Raw genomic sequence first — 20,678 nt, forward strand, 5'->3', positions numbered from 1 at the left:
AACGGCCTTATATTATTATCATTAGGAAATGACTTTCAGTTTTTTGCCTATGCGGGTGAATGCGTCTACAACGCGTAAAATATCTTCTTCCGTATGTGCCGCCGACATTTGTGTACGAATACGCGCTTGTCCTTGAGGAACAACAGGGTAGAAGAAACCCGTTACATAAATACCTTCTTCTAGTAATTCATTTGCAAAAACTTGAGCAAGCGCCGCATCCCCTAACATAACGGGAATAATGGCATGATCGGCGCCAGCGAGAGTAAAGCCTGCCGCAGACATCTTTTCACGAAATAGCGCGGCATTACGCCATAACCGCTCACGTAGCGCATCCCCCTCACTCATCATATCGATGACTTTAATCGAGGCCGCAACGATAGCGGGGGCTAATGAGTTGGAAAATAAGTAAGGACGAGAGCGTTGACGTAACCACTCGACGACTTCTTTTTTTGCCGCCGTATAACCGCCTGAAGCCCCACCAAGCGCTTTACCCAGTGTTCCTGTAATAATGTCTACTCGCCCCATCACATCACAATATTCATGGGTGCCGCGGCCATTTTTACCAACAAAACCAACCGCATGAGAATCATCAACCATCACTAATGCTTGGAATTCATCTGCTAGGTCACAAACCGCTTTCAAATTGGCAATAACACCATCCATTGAGAAGACACCATCCGTCGCAATCAAAATGTGGCGTGCACCTGCGGCTTTAGCCTCTTCAAGACAAGCCCTAAGCTCTGCCATATCATTATTTGCATAACGATACCGTTTAGCTTTACAAAGGCGTATTCCATCGATGATGGAAGCATGGTTTAACGCATCTGAAATGACCGCGTCTTCGGGGCCTAGCAAGGTTTCAAATAATCCCCCATTCGCATCAAAACAAGAGGAATAGAGTATGGCGTCCTCCATACCTAAAAAATCAGCCAATTTCTTTTCGAGTTGTTTATGGCTATCTTGTGTTCCACAAATAAAACGGACAGAAGCCATACCAAAACCGTGACTATCCATACCCTGCTTCGCGGCTTCAATCAAATCTGGGTGATTTGCTAATCCCAAGTAATTGTTGGCACAAAAATTAACAACTCGCTTATTACCAACAATTTCAATATCTGCATCTTGCGAGGAAGTAATTATCCGCTCATGCTTAAACAAACCAGCAGCCTCTGTTTGGGCTAACTGCTCTTTAATCTGCTGATAAAATAGTTCTGACATGATTTATTCCTGTTATGTGACGATTTTTAGAGTTTAATAATAGATACTAAAACTATCGACTGATGCAGCATAAATAAATTAAGTTTGCAGCCAAGATCACGATCATTCCCCTATAAAAATGTAGCCTCTAGAATGTTTGTCTGCCAGTTATGGTGTCGTCAGCGCGCAGAAATGCTATTATGAAAAACAATTCGTATCCTTTTTGTTCTTAACCCATTTGAGGTATGCCCGATGATCATTGTCACTGGCGGAGCTGGTTTTATTGGTAGCAACATTGTCAAAGCATTAAATGATGCTGGTCGTACAGATATTCTCGTTGTCGATAATCTGAAAGACGGTACTAAGTTTGCCAACCTTGTTGACCTCGATATTGCTGATTACATTGATAAAGAAGATTTTATTGCGAGTATTATCGCCGGTGATGATTTTGGTGATGTCGATGCGGTATTCCATGAAGGAGCTTGCTCATCCACAACTGAATGGGATGGCAAGTACATGATGGACAATAACTATCAGTATTCGAAAGAGTTACTGCATTTTTGCTTAGAGCGCGAAATCCCATTCCTCTACGCCTCTTCAGCGGCAACATACGGTGGTCGTAGTGATAATTTTATTGAAGATCGCCAGTTCGAAAAGCCACTCAATGTTTATGGCTATTCGAAATTCCTCTTTGACCAGTACGTTCGCGAAATTTTGCCAGAAGCACAGTCGCAAATTTGTGGTTTCCGTTACTTCAACGTATATGGTCCTCGTGAGGGTCATAAAGGCAGCATGGCAAGTGTCGCTTACCATCTGAATAAGCAAATTAATGAAGGCCAACAACCCAAGCTATTTGAAGGCAGTGAAAACTTCCGCCGTGACTTTATTTATGTCGGCGATGTTGCCGCAGTCAATTTATGGTTCTGGCAGAACAATATTTCAGGGATCTTTAACTGTGGTACAGGCCGTGCCGAGTCATTCCAAGCCGTCGCCGATGCAGTGACACAATTCCACAGTGATAAAAATGTTTCTGTTGAATACATTGAATTCCCTGAGAAACTAAAAGGGCGCTATCAAAGCTTCACACAAGCAGACATGACAAAATTACGTACGGCTGGCTATAAGGCACCTTTTAAAACAGTTGCCGAAGGCGTAGCTGAATATATGCAATGGCTGAATAAAGAAGATTAATACAACTTTATGAAAATATTGGTGATCGGCCCCTCATGGGTAGGGGATATGATGATGTCACAGAGCCTATATCGCACGCTAAAGGCTCAATATCCCCAAGCACAAATTGATGTGATGGCACCTCAATGGTGCCGCCCTCTATTGGCGAAAATGCCCGAAGTCAATGCCGCCATCCCAATGCCATTAGGCCATGGTGCGCTCGCGATTGGTGAGCGCCGTAAACTTGGCCTTAGCTTACGCCAAAATGGTTATGACCAAGCCATTGTTCTTCCGAACTCATTTAAATCTGCTTTGGTGCCCTTCTTTGCCAAAATTGCCAAACGAACGGGTTGGCGCGGTGAGATGCGTTATGGACTACTTAATGACCTCCGTACATTAGATAAAGCCGCTTTTCCGTTGATGGTGCAGCGCTATGTTGCATTAGCTTATGATAAGCAAAACATTCACAGCGCAGCAGATATTCCAGAGCCTATCTTATGGCCTAAACTGGCTGTTAATGAACAAGAAATCACTGAGGCTATTAAAGCGTTTAATATCAATACCACACGCCCAATTATTGGCTTCTGCCCTGGTGCAGAATTTGGTCCGGCTAAACGTTGGCCGCACTATCACTACGCCGCGCTAGCGGAGCAGTTGATCAGCGAAAAAGGTTATCAAATTCTCTTATTTGGCTCACAAAAAGATCATGATGCAGGTGAGGAAATTCGCCAAAGCCTAACGGACAGTGCGCATGAGCATTGTAGCAACCTTGCGGGTAAAACGTCTTTAGAGCAAGCCGTGAATTTAATTGCTAGCTGTCAGGCCGTTGTCAGCAATGATTCAGGACTGATGCATGTTGCTGCTGCATTGGATAAACCGCTTGTTGCCCTATATGGCCCAAGTAGCCCTGATTTTACGCCTCCACTATCGAATAAAGCAGAAGTTATCCGCTTAATTAGTGGCTACCATAAAGTTCGTAAAGGTGATGGGGCAAGCGGTTATCATCAAAGTCTCATCGATATTCAGCCTCAATTAGTGGTTGATGCGCTGGCGCGATTACAAATAGGTGTTGCTTGATGCGCGTACTGCTAGTAAAGACTTCATCGATGGGGGATGTGTTACACTCCCTACCCGCACTAACGGATGCACAGCAAGCCTTTCCTCATATCCAATTCGATTGGGTTGTGGAAGAGGGTTTTGCGCAGATCCCCACATGGCACAGCGCAGTCAATCAAGTGATCCCTGTTGCTATCCGCCGTTGGCGTAAAAACTGGTTTTCTGCCCCCATTCGCGCCGAACGTGCTGCATTTCGCCAGCAACTGACTGCAACCCGCTATGATGCGATTATTGATGCTCAAGGCCTATTGAAAAGTGCCTTTCTGGTCACGCGTCTCGCAGATGGCCCTAAACATGGCTATGATCGCCACAGTATTCGAGAGCCAATTGCCAGTTTTTTTTACGACTATAAATACCAAATTAGTAAGCAACAGCACGCCGTAGAACGTATTCGCCAACTGTTTGCCGCGAGTCTTGGCTACGATTGTCCTAAAGCGCAAGGTGACTATGCCATCGCTCAACATTTTTTACATGTCCCCACAGTCACACAGGATGACTATGTGGTGTTCTTGCATTCAACCACTCGTGATGATAAACACTGGCCTGAAGAGCACTGGCGAGAACTGATTGGGTTAATGGCCGACAGTGGTTTAAAAATAAAACTGCCATGGGGCGCAGAGCATGAACACCAAAGGGCATTACGTCTTGCAGATGGGTTTGATTTTGTCGAAGTTTTGCCTAAATTAACCTTAGCCGAAGTTGCTCTACAAATTGCTAATGCTAAGGCGGTGGTTTCTGTTGATACAGGCCTTAGCCATTTAACCGCCGCATTAGATAAACCGAATTTCACCCTGTTTGGCCCAACAGATCCCGGGCTGATTGGCGGCTATGGTTTAGAGCAACATGAAATTAAATCTGTGGATGGTACTATGAGTTCAATAAAACCTAATGAAGTATTTGAAAAATTGAAATCTAGAGTCTCATGATTTATATATCACTGATTGATTATAACTAAATTTTATACTACGACGGGCTAGCCACATTTTATGAAAGAATCAATAACAATAGTAACTGCTTTTTTTGATATTGGTAGAGGAAACTGGAATAGCCAAAATGGCCATTCAAAATCTTTTGAATGCACCAACGATACTTATTTCGAGTATTTTAGCAGGCTGGCAAAACTTGAAAATAATATGGTTGTTTTTACATCAGCAGATTTCAAAGAAAAAATCCTTTCTATTAGAAAAGGCAAGCCAACCCATATAATTACAATCAACCTCCACAAGAAATTTAACTTTATTCTCAAAAAAATAGCGTATATTCAAAATAGCGATGATTTCAAAAAGCTGATTGATCCCAGCCTATTACATTGCCCTGAATACTGGTCACCTGAATATGTTTTGATCAATAACTTAAAACCTTTTTTTGTTAAAAAAGCCATTGACCTAAAACTTGTTAATAGTGAGACTGCCGCTTGGGTTGATTTTGGTTATATTCGAAATAATAAAGCCCGTTATGGAATAACAGAATGGTATCACCCTTTCGACAAAAATAAGATCCACCTCTTTTCTATTAAAGATAATTTAGACCTCACTGATGAAAAAGCAGTATTAGAAAAAGTTTTAAGTAATGACCCTCATATTATTGGTGGAGTATTGGTTGCTAGTAAAGAAAAGTGGTCTGAATTCTATCAAATGGTATTTGAAACCCAAAAAAAATTTTTATCTTCAGGAATAATTGATGATGACCAAGGTATTTTTTTGACCTGTGCAAGCCAACATCCTGATATTTTTAAATTAAATTATTTGGGACATATGCAGTGGCGTAGTGCTTTAAAGTTATTTAATAAAAATTCAAAATATAACAAGCTACTCCGTTTAGGTATTTACCTAAAACTAATTAAATAAACAAGTTATTACGCAAGGATAATGCCTTATTTAAGGCATTATCCTTATCATTATTTCTCTGGCGCAATAAACCCAAAACACATGGTTTCTGGCTCAGCATCCGGCTCTGAACGATAGATAACCTCTTCTTTCTCAATCGTAAATTGTGGCCAGTACTGACGAACCTTATCAAAGTTCTCATGAGTGCAATCATCATACTTACGACCTAACAGCAATGCACCATGCTGACGGATCTCCGCTTCTGTAATCTTGCGATTATACACATTCGGCGGCATATGATGTTCAAGGGTCCAAGGCTGGATCACATGTGGCCTATCTTTTGCGTAGATAATAAACCATTGATGTAAATTATCTTCACCACCAACATATTTTAGTGGAACGCCATAACGTTCATGCCAGCGATCTTCACCCTCCGCGATCAACGTTTTCACGCCAATAAATTTTTGCCCTGCGCCCTTAATATTAGCCGCTTGCACAACACAATAACCTAACAGAACCACGACACCGAAAAGGGCTAAACCAATCAGTGGTTTTCTGAGTGATTTAGTCGGCATGACTGTTATAGAGCCAATAAATAGCGGGGCACAAGCTGCCATAAAGGGTTGCAACCATTCGGTAATACGCCCACCGTCATGGAAAGAGAACCAACCATAGATCACCGCTAATGGGAAAAGAACCAAGAAATTCGCCATACGATTTGCTAGCGATTTCGGCCAACCTAATTTCCCACCACAGCTATATAAAATAATGGCGGCAATAATTAAAGGATAAAATACGCTGAGCGCCGCCTTAGTCGTATGCAAATTAAAGCCTGGGTCAATCTGTGAATCCACCCATTTAAAGGCAGAAAAATCACTCGCCATTAACCAAAAGAAATTAGGTAATACAATCGCAAACCAAAGTGCAATCGCTAAATAAAAAACAGGATAACGATAACTTTGGCGAACTTGTTTAACAAATAACGTTAATAAAAATACCGATCCTACCAGCGATAATGTTGAATATTTCCCCATTGTCGCCAAACCTGCAAATAAAGCAAAAAGCAGCCACCAAGCCGGATTTTCATAAACGGCTCGTAAGAAAAAGTAGATTATCCAAGCCCAAAAGGTCACTAAAATATAGTTATCATTGTAAGGAATGATATCAAAATTAATCACACCCGATAAATTCAACATCAACATCGCAAACCAAGCTAGGTCACGACGTGCTGTTAAACGGTATGCTAATTTCCAGACCCCCAATAAACCAAAGGCAACCCCGACAAAATGAATAAAGTACCAGTAAAAACTGTAGGAAATACCCAAATAAATAGCAGGCCACATAAGAACACCAACAAACCAAGGGTTTTTTGGTGAACCCCACTCCCCATTCATCCCCCAGTTAACGGCTTCCACCGTATCATAAGGCACTGTAGGATCTAAGTGAAAGCTGGCTAGAATCCATGCAACCGCATAGCCAATGACCCATAAATAAACATATTTGTTTGATGTTGATTGATTGATTGCTGGCATACTGTCTTAAATAATTGAGTAAAAGTACCCACTATCTATTAGGCAGACTCATCATGCATAAAATACAAACCTAATAGCACCAATGGAAATTAAACGGCAGATTCTACTATAGTTTATAGCGAATAATAAGAAAGGAAGACAAATAGTCATCATCTATTGTCGTTTTATTCAAGTTCAATATTCTGAATTAGAAATAATCGTTAAAATTATTGCTCTCTCGGAGGCAAGTAAGGTTGTAAAAGCTTTAATAAACGTTGTAGCGCCCCCTGATTTTCATGCAAAACTTCCGCAGCATGACGACCATAATATAAACGATAATCTTCGTCCGACAGGAGGCTAGTGACGGCTTGAACCATTGAATCGCTATCAGTCACCGTAATTAAGCCATCCGCCTGCTTCAGCTTCCCACAAATATCCTTAAAATTAAACGTATGTGGTCCCATTAAAACAGGTAACGCATGTGCTGCCGCTTCCAACGGGTTATGTCCCCCTGTTTCCACAAGGCTGCCACCAACAAATGCTAAATCCGCAATTCCATATAACAACATCAGCTCCCCCATCGTATCCCCGACAACCACTTGTATATCAGGAGTAGGCACAATACCTTCACTACGACGAATAAACTTAAGGCCTGCTTTTTGGGTGAGTTCTTCTGCTTTGGCAAAACGTTCAGGATGACGAGGAACTAAAATCAGTAATAAATCAGGAAATTGTTTTAATAATTGCTGGTGTGCCGCTAACACAATAGCCTCTTCACCTTCATGGGTGCTAGTGGCAATCCAAACGGGTCGATGTGCCGCCCACTGCCGGCGTAATGTGACGGCTCTAACCGCAAGCTCTGGGGTAACGGAAATATCAAACTTAAGGCTCCCCGTGACATTTAATTGCACACGTCTTAACCCTAGCTTGATGAAACGCTCACCATCTTCTTGGTGCTGTGCAGCAACCATCGTGACATTACGCAACATACGTTTCACAAAACTACCTAACTTTTGGTAGCCTGCCGCAGAGCGCTCAGACAAACGCGCATTCGCAATCACTAAGGGTATTTGGCGACGATTAAGTTGATTAATCATATTCGGCCATAATTCCGTTTCCATAATAATTACTAATTTAGGATCAACTTGATTAAGAAAACGGCGCATAGAGCACGGGAGATCATAAGGAAGGTAGACATGGTAGACATCATCACCGAATGCCGAAACGACTCGTTCGGAGCCTGTTGGTGTCATCGTGGTTACCGTGATCGGCAATGACGGATAGTGATGCCGTAATGCCCGTACCAAAGGCACAGCAGCAAGGGTTTCACCAACAGATACTGAATGCAGCAGAATACCGCCCGGCGCAACTTTACCAGCACAAAAACCATAACGTTCACCCCAACGCTTACGATACGCGGGAGCTTTGCGACCCCGCACTAATAGGCGTACCCAAATGAGTGGCTGGATAAGATAAAGAAGTACCTGATATAAACGCAATAACATTCGATCTGATTCACTTACCAAAATTGGCGCTATCTTAACATAAACCTTTTATTAAAGTGTGCAGAATATGCACCTAAAAATAGCTTTAAAATTCGCTTAGGGGATCATTAGTCGGTTGCAACAGCACTTAATAGTCGATAATGTTGATAATATGCACATATTACTTAATTTAAATTTTTTAAATTAGCGTTAACAAACAACGAGATATCAATATTATGAAACATAAAGCGATTTACCCTGGTACATTTGACCCTATTACTTCAGGCCATATTGATATTGTTTCTCGTGCGGCGGCAATGTTTGACCACGTATTACTCGCTATCGCTAATAGCCAACGCAAAAGTCCCATGTTTACCCTTGAAGAGCGTGTTGAACTTGCCCAAAAAGTCACCTCGCACTTAAACAATGTTGAGGTGGTTGGCTTTTCTGAGCTAATGGCTAATTTCGCACAAAAACATGGCGCAAATATACTTATCCGTGGCGTTCGTTCTGTTGCAGATTTTGAATATGAATGGCAGCTCGCAAACATGAACCGCCATTTTGTTCCTGAATTGGAAACGGTATTCTTACTCCCTTCACAAAGCTTATCTTTTGTTTCATCGTCACTGATAAAAGATGTGGCACTCCATGATGGCGATATTTCTTCTTTCCTTCCGCCCGTTGTCGCTGAAGCGATGCTAAAAAAGCTGAATAAAATTTAAGCTTATTTTTGACATTGAGGACAATAAAAGGTACTGCGTTGGCCTTGTTTGATACTAAGAATTGGCGTGCCACATATCAAACAAGGCTCACCTTTTTTACCATATACAAATAATTCTTGGGCGAAGTACCCTGGTTTCCCATCGGATTGTAGAAAATCTTTCAGCGTGGTTCCACCCTGCTCAATAGAGCGCTGTAGTACCTTTTTGATCTGCTGGACCAAATCAATCGATTGTTCAAGAGTCAATGTGTGCGTGATTTTTTCTGGTGAAATGCCCGCCGCAAATAGTGCTTCATTAGCATAAATATTACCAACACCCACAACAACCTTGTTATCCATCAGCCAAGGTTTAATGGCTATTTTTCGCTTTCCTGCCTGCTCAAATAAATATTGAGCATTAAATTCATCAGAAAGAGGTTCTGGGCCTAGATGGGATAAAACACGACTCGTTTCAAGATCATCACACCATAACCACGCGCCAAAGCGCCGAGGATCCGTGTACCGTAGTACTTTGCCATCTTTTAATACCAAATCAACATGGTCATGTTTTTCTTCAGGCAATTCTTCCAACAATATACGCAGACTACCCGACATGCCTAAGTGGATAATAATCCAACCATTTTTTAGTTCGATTAACAGATACTTAGCGCGCCTTTGTACACTTAAAATCATTTCATCAGATAAACTTTTAATTTGCTCTGATACAGGCCAACGTAAGCGGCTGTTACGAACAATTGCATAACAAATTGTATTACCGACTAAATGCGGCTCGATTCCACGGCGGCTTGTTTCAACTTCTGGTAATTCAGGCATATGCAAACTCTTTTTAACTTATGGATACCATTTTTTGATCACACTAAGAAGCTCATCTTTAACAATTTCCCAAGTAAAATTATCATAAGCATATTTTTTCGCATGGCATGCTATTTCTTGACTTTTTGGGTTATTTAATGCATCAGTAATATCTTCAGCCATACTCAAAGGAGAAAGTGGTTCTCTGAAAATAAACCCTGTCTCGTTATGTGCAATAAATTCAACCATTGCACCACGTTGAGATGCAATAACTGGTCGACCCGAAGCCATAGCCTCAAGTGCTACCATACAAAATGGTTCTGGTGCTATAGAAGGTACTGCAATTACATCTGCAAATGAATAATAGTGTCTAATTTTATCAGGGTGCACTCCACCTAAGAAAATACACTGCTCACCCAAGTTTTTTGCGTAGTTTTTGACCTCATCCTGATATTGTGCTAATTCACCTTTCAATGCCGCGTTTGGGTCACCGACAATCACTAGCTTATAGCGTTTATCTTCTTTGAAGAAAACCTGACAAGCCTGCATTAACTCAAGCACTCCCTTGTCTCTAGCTATTCTACCTGCAAATAAAATAACTTTATCTTCTTGTGTCAGTCCAAAATCTTCGCGATTGATTTCCGGTGGTTGAGCATAAATTTCACCATCAAATCCATTACGAACCACTTCAATATATGCTTTTGGCAATCGCTCACGGAACCAATCCTTCATAAAACGGCTTGGTACAATAATTTTGATGTCTTCTGGTATGTCTTTAGGTTCAAAAAAGTTATGCATATGCAATACAACATTGCTATGCCCTTCTTTTTTTATTATTTTCTTGAAAGACTTAATATGATTATGCACAAAAATAACGCTTTCATTAGGAATTGGAGCGAATTTATGTTTAATTTTAACAATCCTATCAGCGTAAGAATAAGGATCCAGCCTTGTCCATTTTTTAAATAACCTTGTGTACACCTTTCCAAATTTGATGCGTTCAATTTCACAATTTTTATTCACAATAGAATGGCTCGAATACCCTTCATTTTGTATACAAACAATACGGTTTTCGATATCTAATCTCTTCGCAACATTATACATCCACGACTCAATAGCAGCCGCGCTTTTCGGTGGTATAGAAAATATTGGAGAAACTGTTAAGACAATTTTATTAATCATAGTATGATTTTCTTTTACCCATGAGTTTTTCAAACGAATACCGAATACCAGACAAGATACCTGCTAAATAGTTACCTTGTTTTAATAAGTGTTTATACTCTTTTTTTCTTTCAACAAATTTAGTTGCAGGTTTTAAGTCATTCGTTGTCCAAGGCGATTGCATCAAAGCCTTATAAAAAGGTTGGGAAGCGGGATAATTTGCCCATGTGTGCCAAGGTTTACTCACACCTGTGTAATGAATTAGGACTGTTTCAGGTGTAATAACCTGTTGATATTTTTGGTGAGTTGAGTCATATAATTCATTTTTTAGTGTATAAACAGTATTAAATCTTTGACTAAGTAGTTCTAAGTCTTCTCTTAAAATAAGGTTTAACACATCTTGATCAGGATATTTATATCGTTGCTTAGCATTTTCTGCTGATAACAACTCAAAACATTGTTGGGTAATCTGCTTTTCATGCCATTTTTTAAAGTTGACAAACATGACACCAGAATTGAAGTAAGTCTTTGCTAGTGAAGGCGCATGAAGCCTTGTTTCACTTTTTGTTCTTACACCGATATCATCAGCAACGACACCACAGACTTTGTCTTTGATTAAATTAGTCGTTAAATCTAAGATACCATTACACATAACATCCGCGTCTAAATAGAGAGCAAAATCATAATCACTCGACAGATAATCCAAGGCAACTAACCGAAAGTACATCGCTGATGACCAAACATCAGAAGCGGGAAGTGTTTTCAGTAATTTGTTATCTAATTCATAAACATGAAATTCCACTTGAAACTGACTTGCAATAACTTTAAGTTTCTCTAGAAAATCTGGGCTAACTTTATCTAAAAAATAATGGAATCTAAAAAATGTGGTTGGATTATTTATGAGTAAAGACACCGCTGAAACCCCAGCCCCAAACTGATAGTTTTCATCAGAACCATAAATAACATCTAAGCATGATAACAAGGTATTATCAGCTTTACACACTTCGCCGAGCACATATTTATTTGTTATGAGGTTATTCATAGTGCTTTCTCTTATTCTTTGTTGAACTGTGCCCCATCATAGCAATTAAAAAACCTAAAAGAACACCTAATGGTTTTAGGTCCACTTGCTCAAACATCCCTCGAACCAGATAAAAGCTAATGAGGCTCATTAATAACGCTATAAATGCAAAATAACTTTTTGATTCATTGACTGTACTTTTGATTTCCTTGAATAAGGAAAAACACATCGACAAAAAAACCGCACTAAAAGCAATCAGCCCTGAGATACCTACACCAAACCAGACATATAGCCAGATATTATGAGGCCCCAATGACTTCTTAAATACCCAATCAGGCTTTTCTGGTACAACACTATTATATTTATCAATGTATATTTTATCACCAAATCCATATCCAATAATTGGATTCTCTAAAATTAACTCAAGTGCTGTTCCCTGTGTACCATTTTTATATCGATGAGTACTATCAGTTTGTTCAAGCTTATAAAATAGAGTTTTAGTCATATCTGGGTAGATTGATTTTAATGAGATCAATGAAATTAACAAGATACATAGTATCGAGCCAATCAATTTCCATGGACGTTTAAAACATAAAAATAATAAACCTGCCATAGCCACAGCAACCCACCCACCTCGGGAAAGAGTCCCTAGCAAAACAAATAAAAATACAACACTTAGTATATAAAAATAAATCAGCTTAGATTTAGGCAATAGATACCAAAGGATCGGAATTATAGGAAAGTAAAAAACCAAGGCATCTGAAACACTCCTAAAGTTATAGGTTGTAAATGGTAAAATACCATTCTGATAAGCCTCATAGTACCGATATAGTTCAATAAGTAAAACAACCACTAATGATGCAAAAAAACTAGTCAATAGTAAATTTGAAATCGTTTTTATATTTTCTTTGTAGAGAAGAATCGGTAATAAAAGAGATAGGCTAAGTATCCCATAATTCAAGAACTTATTATTAATCGCTCTCATTGATACATTAGGCATGCTTGAGTAACTTATTGAAATATAAAAAACCAATGAAAACAACACGACTAAGTATAAAAGTTTATTATTTAATCTTTTTAGCACCTTTCTTGTGTCTAATGATAAATATACCAAACATGTAGCTATCATTAGGTAGAATAGTATGTGTTTATACCTAGTAACATTATCCACAAAAAAAAGCACAACAAATATAAAGATTAAAGCTTTATTATACTTCGAAAGAGTATTTTGATTTCTTTCTAAAAAAGACATAATTTATCCAATGATTAATTACTTAATTTAGCCCAAAAGTATTGAATGCTATTTTTGATTCCAGAAAATAATTTACCTTGGTTAAACATATGCTTAGCACTATAACGCAAATGGTTGCTACTTTTTGCTTTTAGCAATGGAATATCCTTCCATGGTGAAGATTTTTTGGCCTCAATAAATGGCTGTGCAGTCGCATAGTTCGCCCACTCATGCCATGGTTTAGTCGGACCAATATAATGAATTAATATCGTATTATCTGTTATTGGGTTCTCTTTTTTATCTTTTTGCAGCTCATAGTTTAGGCTATATTGTGTATTATACTTTCCATCAAGATAAATAACTTTGCCTGTTAGTAATATATTAAGAATATCCTGATCTAAATAGGATATTTTTGCTTTTATCTCTTCTTGAGATAATAATTCCATCGCTTTAGCCGAAATATCTAGTCGAGACCAGTTTATCAGATTGATTAGTAAAAACCCTGCGTTAAAATACCCAGTGGAAATATTAGGAACCCCTAAAGCATCAGCTCTTTTCTGCCACCAAACAGCATCTCTTTCAGGTACAACAGCAGCAACTTGATCATCGCTAAACTTAATATCTAACAATTCATTTAATGAACCCTGACATATAATATCTGCATCCATGTAAATCATACGTTCTAATTGATTTGAAAAATAATCTGCGATAATAAATCGAAAATAGGTTGCGTATGACCAATTTTTAGTACTTGGTAATGACTTTAGTTGCTCACAGTCAACTAGGTAAATGATAATACTAGTATTATACTGGCTTGCGAGTTGTTTAAATAAACCTTTCCATTCATCGTCAAAATAATCAGTAAAAATATGGAAGACAAAATGCATATCCGAATTATTTTTTAATATCGATGCAATAGAGATCCCACATCCATACAAGAAGTTACGGTCTATACCATAAGAGATATGTAAGCTAGTACTAGGGTGTTCCTCACCAGAAGAAGATAGATTTATCTGTTTAGTTACTGCATTTTGTTTATCAAAAAACATATTCTTTTTACTCTCTTTTTCGGAGAATGTTACAATGACTTTCTAATTGTACGCTCTTGGATTTTTTTTGCCTTGCTTCCTGCCTTGAGTACCAAAGCTTGTTCTTCTTTTAAAATTTCTCGTAAAGGCAAATCAAAGTAAACCTTCATAAAACGGAAAATATCTCTGCTTGTTAGGCCGATATTTAATGAAGAAAAGTATAACCCAATAAGATCTTTATCACGCCAACGAGTTGGAACCTTCTTTCTAAGTTGCGCTCGATGTAAATCTATCACCGAGATTTTCAAATCCTGCTCTTCACCTGAGAAAGGCAAGTGTAGTAAAAAATGGCAAATATAACAGTCGCGGTGATTAATACCAACGGCGTGCATTTTACGTACCATTTGAGCAACACGGCGAATAATCAATTGTTTAACTCTAAAATCAGGCGCTAGGCTTGGCCAATTTGCACAGTAATCTTCCAAACTCACCGTTGGCGTTAAATCTTTCGTAATAATAAAGGAATGGCGGCGTAGCGGATTCACACCCTTTTGCCCAAATGCACGGCCATCCATCGTATCTACACCCGCTTTTGTTAGCCGATGAATTGCGTTCCACTCCCTATCAGCCCCCAATACTGGTAGCCTTAATGAAAACAGGTTTTTTAACACCTCTTTTAAGCTTGTACCATAATGGATTTTGATAAAATAGCTCTCACCACCAAGCTCAAAGCGCAATGTTTTGCGACTTTCTAGCTGACGAAAAACCTCACCTTCTAACTGCTCAGTTTCAACAAAAGGATCTTTATTTTTCCATAGCTCACTAAAAGGTGTTTTAAGTTCAATCATCTAGATGTCCTAAAATAATATCAGCCGCTTTTTCAGGTAAACTATATAAGTCCTCTGTATCCGCAAAATGCCGCGCCTTTTCTGCCCAATTTTTTAATTGTTGTTTATTTTGCAGGCTTTCTGAAAGTGCAGAATCTAACGTTTTTTGCTCAAATGGTTCACGGATCACAATACCGCATTGAGCATCAGCAATAAATGAAGCATAACCACAAACTTCCGTAACAATAATAGGTAAACCTGCTGTTATAGCTTCCAGCAACACAATACCCGCCGCTTCTTGGTATGCTGGATGCATTAAGATATCAGCCGCTGCCATTAGCTCAGCAACATCATTACGCCCACTAAAAAAGGAGACTTGTTTACCTATACCCAGTGTATTTGCTAGACGCTGATATTTTTCAGGCTTATCCTGCCCAACTACCATTAATAACGTATTTTTCTTAATCTCCTCAGGCAATGCAGCCATCGCTCTTAAGGTTCTATCGACCCCTTTACGCTTAAAGTCGGAACCAACCTGCAACAACAAATACGCTGACTGAGGTATCTGATTTTTCTCTCGATAAATTTGCCGCGCATTGGGGATTTGTTTATCGTATTTTCTATCTTGCGCAATCCCCGGCGGCAGCATATAAAAACGCGACGCTTCTGTAGCATAGTGTTTTTTAAAATGTGCAATTTGATGAGGTGTTAACATTAATAGCTTAGTCGGCTTCCCTGTCTGAAACACCGCTTTTTCAAACCGGGCATAATGTTTATAGCGAGGCGTCAATTTGTAGAAAAAACCTTTTTCATTGGCGACTTTTTCTGCGTAACAAACATCCGCTGCATAGTAAACATCTAAGCCCGGCATCTTATTAAAGCCAACCACACGAGCTACAGGATGTTGTTTAATATGTGCCTGAACCCACTCACAATACTGCGCATTACGTCCATGGTTGGTTTTAGAAGTCACAGGCACAATGATAATTTCAAACCCTGCAGGTTTATCGCCATCCCATGATTGAGTATAGACGCGGATCTGCTGTCCTCTTGCCTGACATGCTAATGCAATACGCAAAAAATCACGCTGCAAACCACCGAATGGAAAATACTTGTACAGACAAAATGCCAAAATCATCTCAGAGCCTTGTCATTATTGAACGAATATTCATAGGCAGCATTTTTTCTGTTGCCTCAATAACATCAGATGCGGGAATGATAGAAAGATATTTTTTAGTTCTATCGAGCTTTTCTCTTGGTGGCATCGCCTCATAATCACCCGCCCAAAACTGCACAACATTATCACTCCACGGACGCCAAAATACATTATTCGTTGCGCCAAACAAACACACTATTGGTGTATTTACAGCCGCTGCAATATGCATCGGTGCTGAATCAACCCCGATAAATAACGCGGCATGCGCAATTAAGGCACCAAGCTCAGGAAACGTCGTTTTACCTGCCAATTCAGTAATAGGCTTGGTTTGGCAATGAGAAGCAATCGTCTCAATACAGTTTAGGTCTTCTTTACTTGGCCCTGAAGTCAAAACAACCTGATACCCACGAGATTGTAATGCATCAATGACTTGTGCAAATTTTTCATCATCCCAACATTTAAATATCTGCCGTGCGGTTGGCTGGATCACCACATAACTGCTGTGTACACCTAGCTCTAATAACTTTTGATCGATATTTTTCCAATCTTCTTCTGTGTATGACATCGTTAAATTGGTTTTTAGATTCGTTATTTTTAACGGTTCAAGCACAGAAAGATTATTCATAACAACGTGTTCACCATGAGGCTCGGTCAAGTGTGTAAAGCTATTTAGCCAATATTTGGAATCTCGATGACCAAATTTATGGGAGATTTTCATTTGGGCAGGGATAGAACGCACCAGAAGAGACACCATCCATTGGTCGGCTAGATTCACAACTAAATCATACTTATTACGGCGTAGTTTGAATAATAAACGAATAAAATTACATGCTTTACTTAGACCATTAGCCTTTTTACCTTTCATACCATATAAGGCATGGATTTCCCTATTTTCAGACAAAATAGGGATCGTATCTTGATAAAGTAACACGTCAATCTCGGCATCAGGATAGTTTTGTTTTAATGTACTGATGACGGGCGTCGTCAGTAACATATCCCCATGAAACCGCATCTTGATAACAAGAATTTTTTTAAACTGTTTTTTCACCAGACACTCTTAATTATATCTATACGTAAAATGACATAGTTCTTTGACAAAAACTAACACTATTAATTCAATCAATAATAAACATGTTACTACTTTAGTAATAATCGATATAGCTTTGAATGCCTATCGTCATAGCTTTTTGATTTTTAAAATAAAAAAACCCAGCCAAAGCTGGGTTTTTTATAAGAAAACAAAAATTATTTAATTTTTGCTTCTTTGTAGATTACATGCTTACGAACAACTGGATCGAATTTTTTCATTTCCAGTTTTTCTGGCATAGTACGCTTGTTCTTCGTAGTGGTATAGAAGTGACCAGTACCTTCAGAAGAAACCAGCTTGATTTTCTCGCGAATACCTTTAGCCATTTTTTAGCTCCTTAGTACTTCTCACCGCGGGCACGCAGTTCAGCAAGAACAGCATCAATACCCTTTTTATCGATAATACGCATGCCTTTAGCAGATACACGCAGTGTTACGAAACGTTTCTCAGACTCAACCCAGAAACGGTGAGAGTGCAGGTTTGGCAAAAAACGACGCTTGGTCGCGTTTAATGCGTGTGAACGGTTGTTACCGCTCATTGGACGCTTGCCAGTAACTTGGCAGACTCGTGACATGTCTATTCTCCAAAAATCTAATCAGCTCGAGCTTTTTTGTTCTGGGTATGGCCGCCTCGTCAGGCTTAGGAGCCCATCTCAGCAAACTTTATTGACTGAAAAGAATGTTATCATCTTAGTAAAAAAATTTACTGAGATAGGCTCTTCTCGCCAAACCCAAGATCCTCAAAGGTGGCGTAGTATACGCTTTCAATCGTTCTCACTCAAGCCCAATGCGGCAAAAGTTGTCATTTTTTAGTCAAAAAAATGCTTTTACAACCACCCTCGTTCAAGAAACGAAACACAATTTTTATGCCCAACAACAAAATGGTCAAGTAATTTAATCCCCATTAAAGTACAAGCCTCCTTAATACGAAACGTCACTTGCCTATCAGCGTCACTCGGCTCTGGGTTACCTGAAGGATGGTTATGTGCCAATATAATCGCACTGGCATTCATTTTCATTGCAAAACGAATGATTTCTCGAGGATGCACCTCTACCCGATTGATCGTTCCCCTAAATAACTCTTCGTAGCTAATAATTTGATGTTGATTGTTCAAAAATAAGACGGTGAAAACCTCTCTTTCTTGACCAGAAAATAGCTCGACTAGCCTCATTTTTAATAGGTTTGGGTCTGATATCACATCTTCATATAAAAATTGTTCAGCAAAAAACCGGCGTGCCAGCTCACTAATTGCCTGAAGTTGAGAGAACTTACACACACCAATTCCCTTGCATTTCGACAGCTTTGAGTAATCCGCTTGTAAAAGAAGGTATAAAGAACCGAACTCTTTGAGCAAACGTTCCGCAAGTTCAATTACTGATTCCCCTTGCCTGCCTGTTCGTAAAAAAATCGCTAGTAGCTCTACGTCAGTCAGTGCTACCGCACCATAAGCTAACAGTTTTTCCCTTGGCTGTAAGTTCTCTTCATATTCCATCATCACCCCCCTATTTCTCCTTTTGCGCTCCCACTTTTATATGCAGACGCTAGGCACAACAACGCATAACTGGTGAATTTGCGTAGCGCTTCGCAAAAATAAAAGGGTGATGATATATACAGTGCTCTCAACGATATTTCTGATATGATAAGATGCTCTTCACGATAATTAGATGGATAGAACCATGACACAGCTATTAGGTAAAAAAATAGTTCTCGGCATTAGTGGTGGTATTGCCGCGTATAAAATTCCTGAACTAACCCGTCGGTTACGTGATGAAGGCGCAATAGTTCGTGTTGTTATGACCCATGGTGCAAAAGCCTTTATAACCCCTTTGACGCTACAAGCGGTTTCCGGTCATCCTGTCTCTGATGATTTACTTGATCCCTCTGCTGAGGCCGCAATGGGCCATATTGAATTGGCCAAATGGGCAGATATCATCATATTAGCGCCGGCTACCGCAGATTTAATTGCTCGGGTCACTTCAGGTATGGCTAATGACCTACTCACGACAATTTGTTTAGCTTCGGCAGCCCCCATTGCTGTTGTACCTGCCATGAACCAACAAATGTATCGGGCAACCGCAACACAAGAAAATTTAATTAAACTGAAACAACGTCAATATATTATCTGGGGTCCAGATAATGGTAGCCAAGCCTGTGGCGACGTTGGGCCGGGTCGAATGATAGACCCACTCGAGATAGTACGCCTAACTTGCGAGCATTTCCGCTCTCGAACAAACTTACAAGGTGTAAAAATCATGATTACTGCTGGGCCTACTCGTGAAGACTTAGATCCCGTCCGTTTTATCAGTAATCACAGTTCTGGGAAAATGGGTTTTGCAATCGCCGAAGCGGCAAGCCAACGCGGGGCACAAGTCACTTTAATCGCTGGCCCAGTGAATTTAGCAACGCCCTCCGGAGTCACACGAGTTGATGTTATCAGCGCTCTTGATATGTATGAGCAAGTCCACCACACTATTGCACAACAGGATATCTTTATTGGTTGTGCTGCCGTTGCTGATTATCGTGCAAAAACCATCGCAGAAAATAAAATCAAAAAGCAAGGTGATGAAGTTGCCATTACATTAGTTAAAAACCCAGATATTGTTGCGAGTGTTGGTCAGTTAACGCAAAATCGCCCTTATGTGGTTGGGTTTGCAGCCGAAACCCAAAATGTGGAAGAATACGCACGCCAAAAGCGCCAACAAAAACAGTTGGATCTAATTTGCGCGAATGATGTTTCTCTCGCTGATAATGGTTTTAACAGTGATAATAATGCGTTACATCTTTTCGATGCCTTTGGTGATGTCCGTTTACCACACAGTAGTAAACTTGAATTAAGCCACCGTTTATTAGACGAGATACTTCAACGTTATGAAAAAAATTGATCTAAAAATTCTTGATCCCCGTATTGGTAATGAATTTCCGTTACCAACTTATGCGACATCTGGCTCCGCAGGGTTAGATCTACGTGCCTGCCTTGACGCGCCAATTGATTTGGCACCCGGTCAGACTGAACTAATTCCTACTGGCCTCGCTATCCATATTGCTGATGAGCAACTTGCAGCGGTGATCCTCCCTCGTTCAGGCCTCGGTCATAAGCACGGCGTGGTACTCGGTAATTTAGTAGGCTTAATTGACTCTGACTATCAAGGCCAACTGATGGTGTCTGTTTGGAATAGAGGCAACCAGACCTTTACAATAGAACCAGGTGAGCGCATGGCTCAAATGGTCTTTGTACCCGTTGTTCAAGCAGAATTTAATATCGTCGATGACTTTGATGCTACAGAGCGTGGAGCCGGTGGTTTCGGTCATTCAGGTCGTCAATAAATCTGCATAATCCTAATTCAAAGCTT

Annotated in this window: 21 protein-coding genes; 7 read left to right on the top strand and 14 right to left on the bottom strand. The window is 39.8% G+C overall.

Features of this window, described 5'->3' with window-relative positions:
* Positions 1 to 21: 21 nt before the first annotated feature.
* A complete protein-coding gene (locus PSF11_RS19380) occupies positions 22 to 1,218 on the bottom strand; it encodes a glycine C-acetyltransferase (RefSeq protein WP_004924294.1) in 1,197 nt (398 codons plus the stop codon).
* 231 nt (positions 1,219 to 1,449) lie between these two features.
* Here PSF11_RS19380 and rfaD point away from each other — a divergent pair, with 231 nt between their 5' ends.
* From rfaD to PSF11_RS19400, 4 genes are read left to right on the top strand one after another with little or no spacing between them, the layout of a single operon-like run.
* Positions 1,450 to 2,388 (top strand): ADP-glyceromanno-heptose 6-epimerase, encoded by a 939-nt coding sequence (gene rfaD / locus PSF11_RS19385; protein WP_004924289.1) that lies wholly within the window; start codon positions 1,450 to 1,452, stop codon positions 2,386 to 2,388.
* A gap of 9 nt (positions 2,389 to 2,397) precedes the next feature.
* Complete coding sequence (gene rfaF / locus PSF11_RS19390) at positions 2,398 to 3,444, top strand: ADP-heptose--LPS heptosyltransferase RfaF (protein ID WP_072502668.1); 1,047 nt, start codon at positions 2,398 to 2,400, stop codon at positions 3,442 to 3,444.
* Positions 3,444 to 4,409: a lipopolysaccharide heptosyltransferase RfaC gene (gene rfaC / locus PSF11_RS19395; protein WP_072502667.1), complete on the top strand. Its 966-nt coding sequence runs from the start codon at positions 3,444 to 3,446 to the stop codon at positions 4,407 to 4,409. Before rfaF ends, rfaC begins: the two co-directional genes overlap by 1 nt.
* Before the next feature lie 60 nt (positions 4,410 to 4,469).
* Positions 4,470 to 5,330 carry a WlaTC/HtrL family glycosyltransferase gene (locus PSF11_RS19400; RefSeq protein ID WP_004924278.1) on the top strand — a complete coding sequence of 287 codons (861 nt, stop codon included), beginning with the start codon at positions 4,470 to 4,472 and terminating at the stop codon, positions 5,328 to 5,330.
* A 50-nt stretch (positions 5,331 to 5,380) separates the two neighbouring features.
* Here PSF11_RS19400 and PSF11_RS19405 read toward each other — a convergent pair whose 3' ends face one another.
* The gene (locus PSF11_RS19405) at positions 5,381 to 6,841 is read right to left on the bottom strand and encodes an ArnT family glycosyltransferase (protein ID WP_072502666.1); all 1,461 of its coding nucleotides are present in this window, start codon (positions 6,839 to 6,841) and stop codon (positions 5,381 to 5,383) included.
* A gap of 206 nt (positions 6,842 to 7,047) precedes the next feature.
* Positions 7,048 to 8,325, bottom strand: a complete 1,278-nt coding sequence (waaA, locus tag PSF11_RS19410; RefSeq protein ID WP_014657204.1) for a lipid IV(A) 3-deoxy-D-manno-octulosonic acid transferase — start codon at positions 8,323 to 8,325, stop codon at positions 7,048 to 7,050.
* A 215-nt stretch (positions 8,326 to 8,540) separates the two neighbouring features.
* Here waaA and coaD point away from each other — a divergent pair, with 215 nt between their 5' ends.
* Positions 8,541 to 9,026, top strand: coding sequence for a pantetheine-phosphate adenylyltransferase (coaD, locus tag PSF11_RS19415; RefSeq protein WP_004924268.1), 486 nt, complete (start codon positions 8,541 to 8,543; stop codon positions 9,024 to 9,026).
* Between the two features lie 2 nt (positions 9,027 to 9,028).
* On the opposite strand, the gene mutM is transcribed toward coaD, so the two are convergent.
* The 11 genes from mutM to radC form a co-directional block, all read right to left on the bottom strand.
* Complete coding sequence (mutM, locus tag PSF11_RS19420) at positions 9,029 to 9,838, bottom strand: bifunctional DNA-formamidopyrimidine glycosylase/DNA-(apurinic or apyrimidinic site) lyase (RefSeq protein WP_004924264.1); 810 nt, start codon at positions 9,836 to 9,838, stop codon at positions 9,029 to 9,031.
* An 18-nt stretch (positions 9,839 to 9,856) separates the two neighbouring features.
* The gene (locus tag PSF11_RS19425) at positions 9,857 to 10,999 is read right to left on the bottom strand and encodes a glycosyltransferase (RefSeq protein ID WP_004924261.1); all 1,143 of its coding nucleotides are present in this window, start codon (positions 10,997 to 10,999) and stop codon (positions 9,857 to 9,859) included.
* On the bottom strand, positions 10,992 to 12,020 hold the full coding sequence (locus PSF11_RS19430; RefSeq protein ID WP_272682874.1) for a glycosyltransferase family 8 protein: 1,029 nt from the start codon (positions 12,018 to 12,020) through the stop codon (positions 10,992 to 10,994). The genes PSF11_RS19425 and PSF11_RS19430 overlap by 8 nt, the downstream gene beginning before the upstream one ends.
* Positions 12,013 to 13,251 carry an O-antigen ligase RfaL gene (gene rfaL, locus PSF11_RS19435; RefSeq protein ID WP_004924256.1) on the bottom strand — a complete coding sequence of 413 codons (1,239 nt, stop codon included), beginning with the start codon at positions 13,249 to 13,251 and terminating at the stop codon, positions 12,013 to 12,015. The genes PSF11_RS19430 and rfaL overlap by 8 nt, the downstream gene beginning before the upstream one ends.
* Positions 13,252 to 13,265: 14 nt before the next feature.
* Positions 13,266 to 14,279 carry a lipopolysaccharide 3-alpha-galactosyltransferase gene (waaO, locus tag PSF11_RS19440; protein ID WP_004924254.1) on the bottom strand — a complete coding sequence of 338 codons (1,014 nt, stop codon included), beginning with the start codon at positions 14,277 to 14,279 and terminating at the stop codon, positions 13,266 to 13,268.
* 29 nt (positions 14,280 to 14,308) lie between these two features.
* A complete protein-coding gene (gene rfaP / locus PSF11_RS19445; RefSeq protein WP_004924252.1) occupies positions 14,309 to 15,106 on the bottom strand; it encodes a lipopolysaccharide core heptose(I) kinase RfaP in 798 nt (265 codons plus the stop codon).
* On the bottom strand, positions 15,099 to 16,223 hold the full coding sequence (locus tag PSF11_RS19450) for a glycosyltransferase family 4 protein (RefSeq protein ID WP_040132603.1): 1,125 nt from the start codon (positions 16,221 to 16,223) through the stop codon (positions 15,099 to 15,101). Before PSF11_RS19450 ends, rfaP begins: the two co-directional genes overlap by 8 nt.
* A gap of 1 nt (position 16,224) precedes the next feature.
* The gene (gene rfaQ, locus PSF11_RS19455; RefSeq protein WP_004924247.1) at positions 16,225 to 17,289 is read right to left on the bottom strand and encodes a lipopolysaccharide core heptosyltransferase RfaQ; all 1,065 of its coding nucleotides are present in this window, start codon (positions 17,287 to 17,289) and stop codon (positions 16,225 to 16,227) included.
* 197 nt (positions 17,290 to 17,486) lie between these two features.
* Positions 17,487 to 17,654 carry a 50S ribosomal protein L33 gene (rpmG, locus tag PSF11_RS19460; protein ID WP_004924244.1) on the bottom strand — a complete coding sequence of 56 codons (168 nt, stop codon included), beginning with the start codon at positions 17,652 to 17,654 and terminating at the stop codon, positions 17,487 to 17,489.
* Positions 17,655 to 17,665: 11 nt separating this feature from the next.
* Positions 17,666 to 17,902: a 50S ribosomal protein L28 gene (gene rpmB, locus PSF11_RS19465; RefSeq protein ID WP_004924239.1), complete on the bottom strand. Its 237-nt coding sequence runs from the start codon at positions 17,900 to 17,902 to the stop codon at positions 17,666 to 17,668.
* A gap of 252 nt (positions 17,903 to 18,154) precedes the next feature.
* Entirely contained in the window at positions 18,155 to 18,823 is a 669-nt protein-coding gene (radC, locus tag PSF11_RS19470; protein WP_004924233.1) for a RadC family protein, read from the bottom strand.
* A 181-nt stretch (positions 18,824 to 19,004) separates the two neighbouring features.
* Here radC and coaBC point away from each other — a divergent pair, with 181 nt between their 5' ends.
* Positions 19,005 to 20,210, top strand: a complete 1,206-nt coding sequence (gene coaBC, locus PSF11_RS19475; RefSeq protein ID WP_060560790.1) for a bifunctional phosphopantothenoylcysteine decarboxylase/phosphopantothenate--cysteine ligase CoaBC — start codon at positions 19,005 to 19,007, stop codon at positions 20,208 to 20,210.
* Positions 20,197 to 20,652: a dUTP diphosphatase gene (dut, locus tag PSF11_RS19480; RefSeq protein ID WP_004924226.1), complete on the top strand. Its 456-nt coding sequence runs from the start codon at positions 20,197 to 20,199 to the stop codon at positions 20,650 to 20,652. The genes coaBC and dut overlap by 14 nt, the downstream gene beginning before the upstream one ends.
* Positions 20,653 to 20,678: the final 26 nt, after the last annotated feature.

Origin of the sequence: Providencia sp. PROV119 (genome assembly GCF_028482435.1) — a bacterium.
GTDB lineage: Bacteria > Pseudomonadota > Gammaproteobacteria > Enterobacterales > Enterobacteriaceae > Providencia > Providencia stuartii.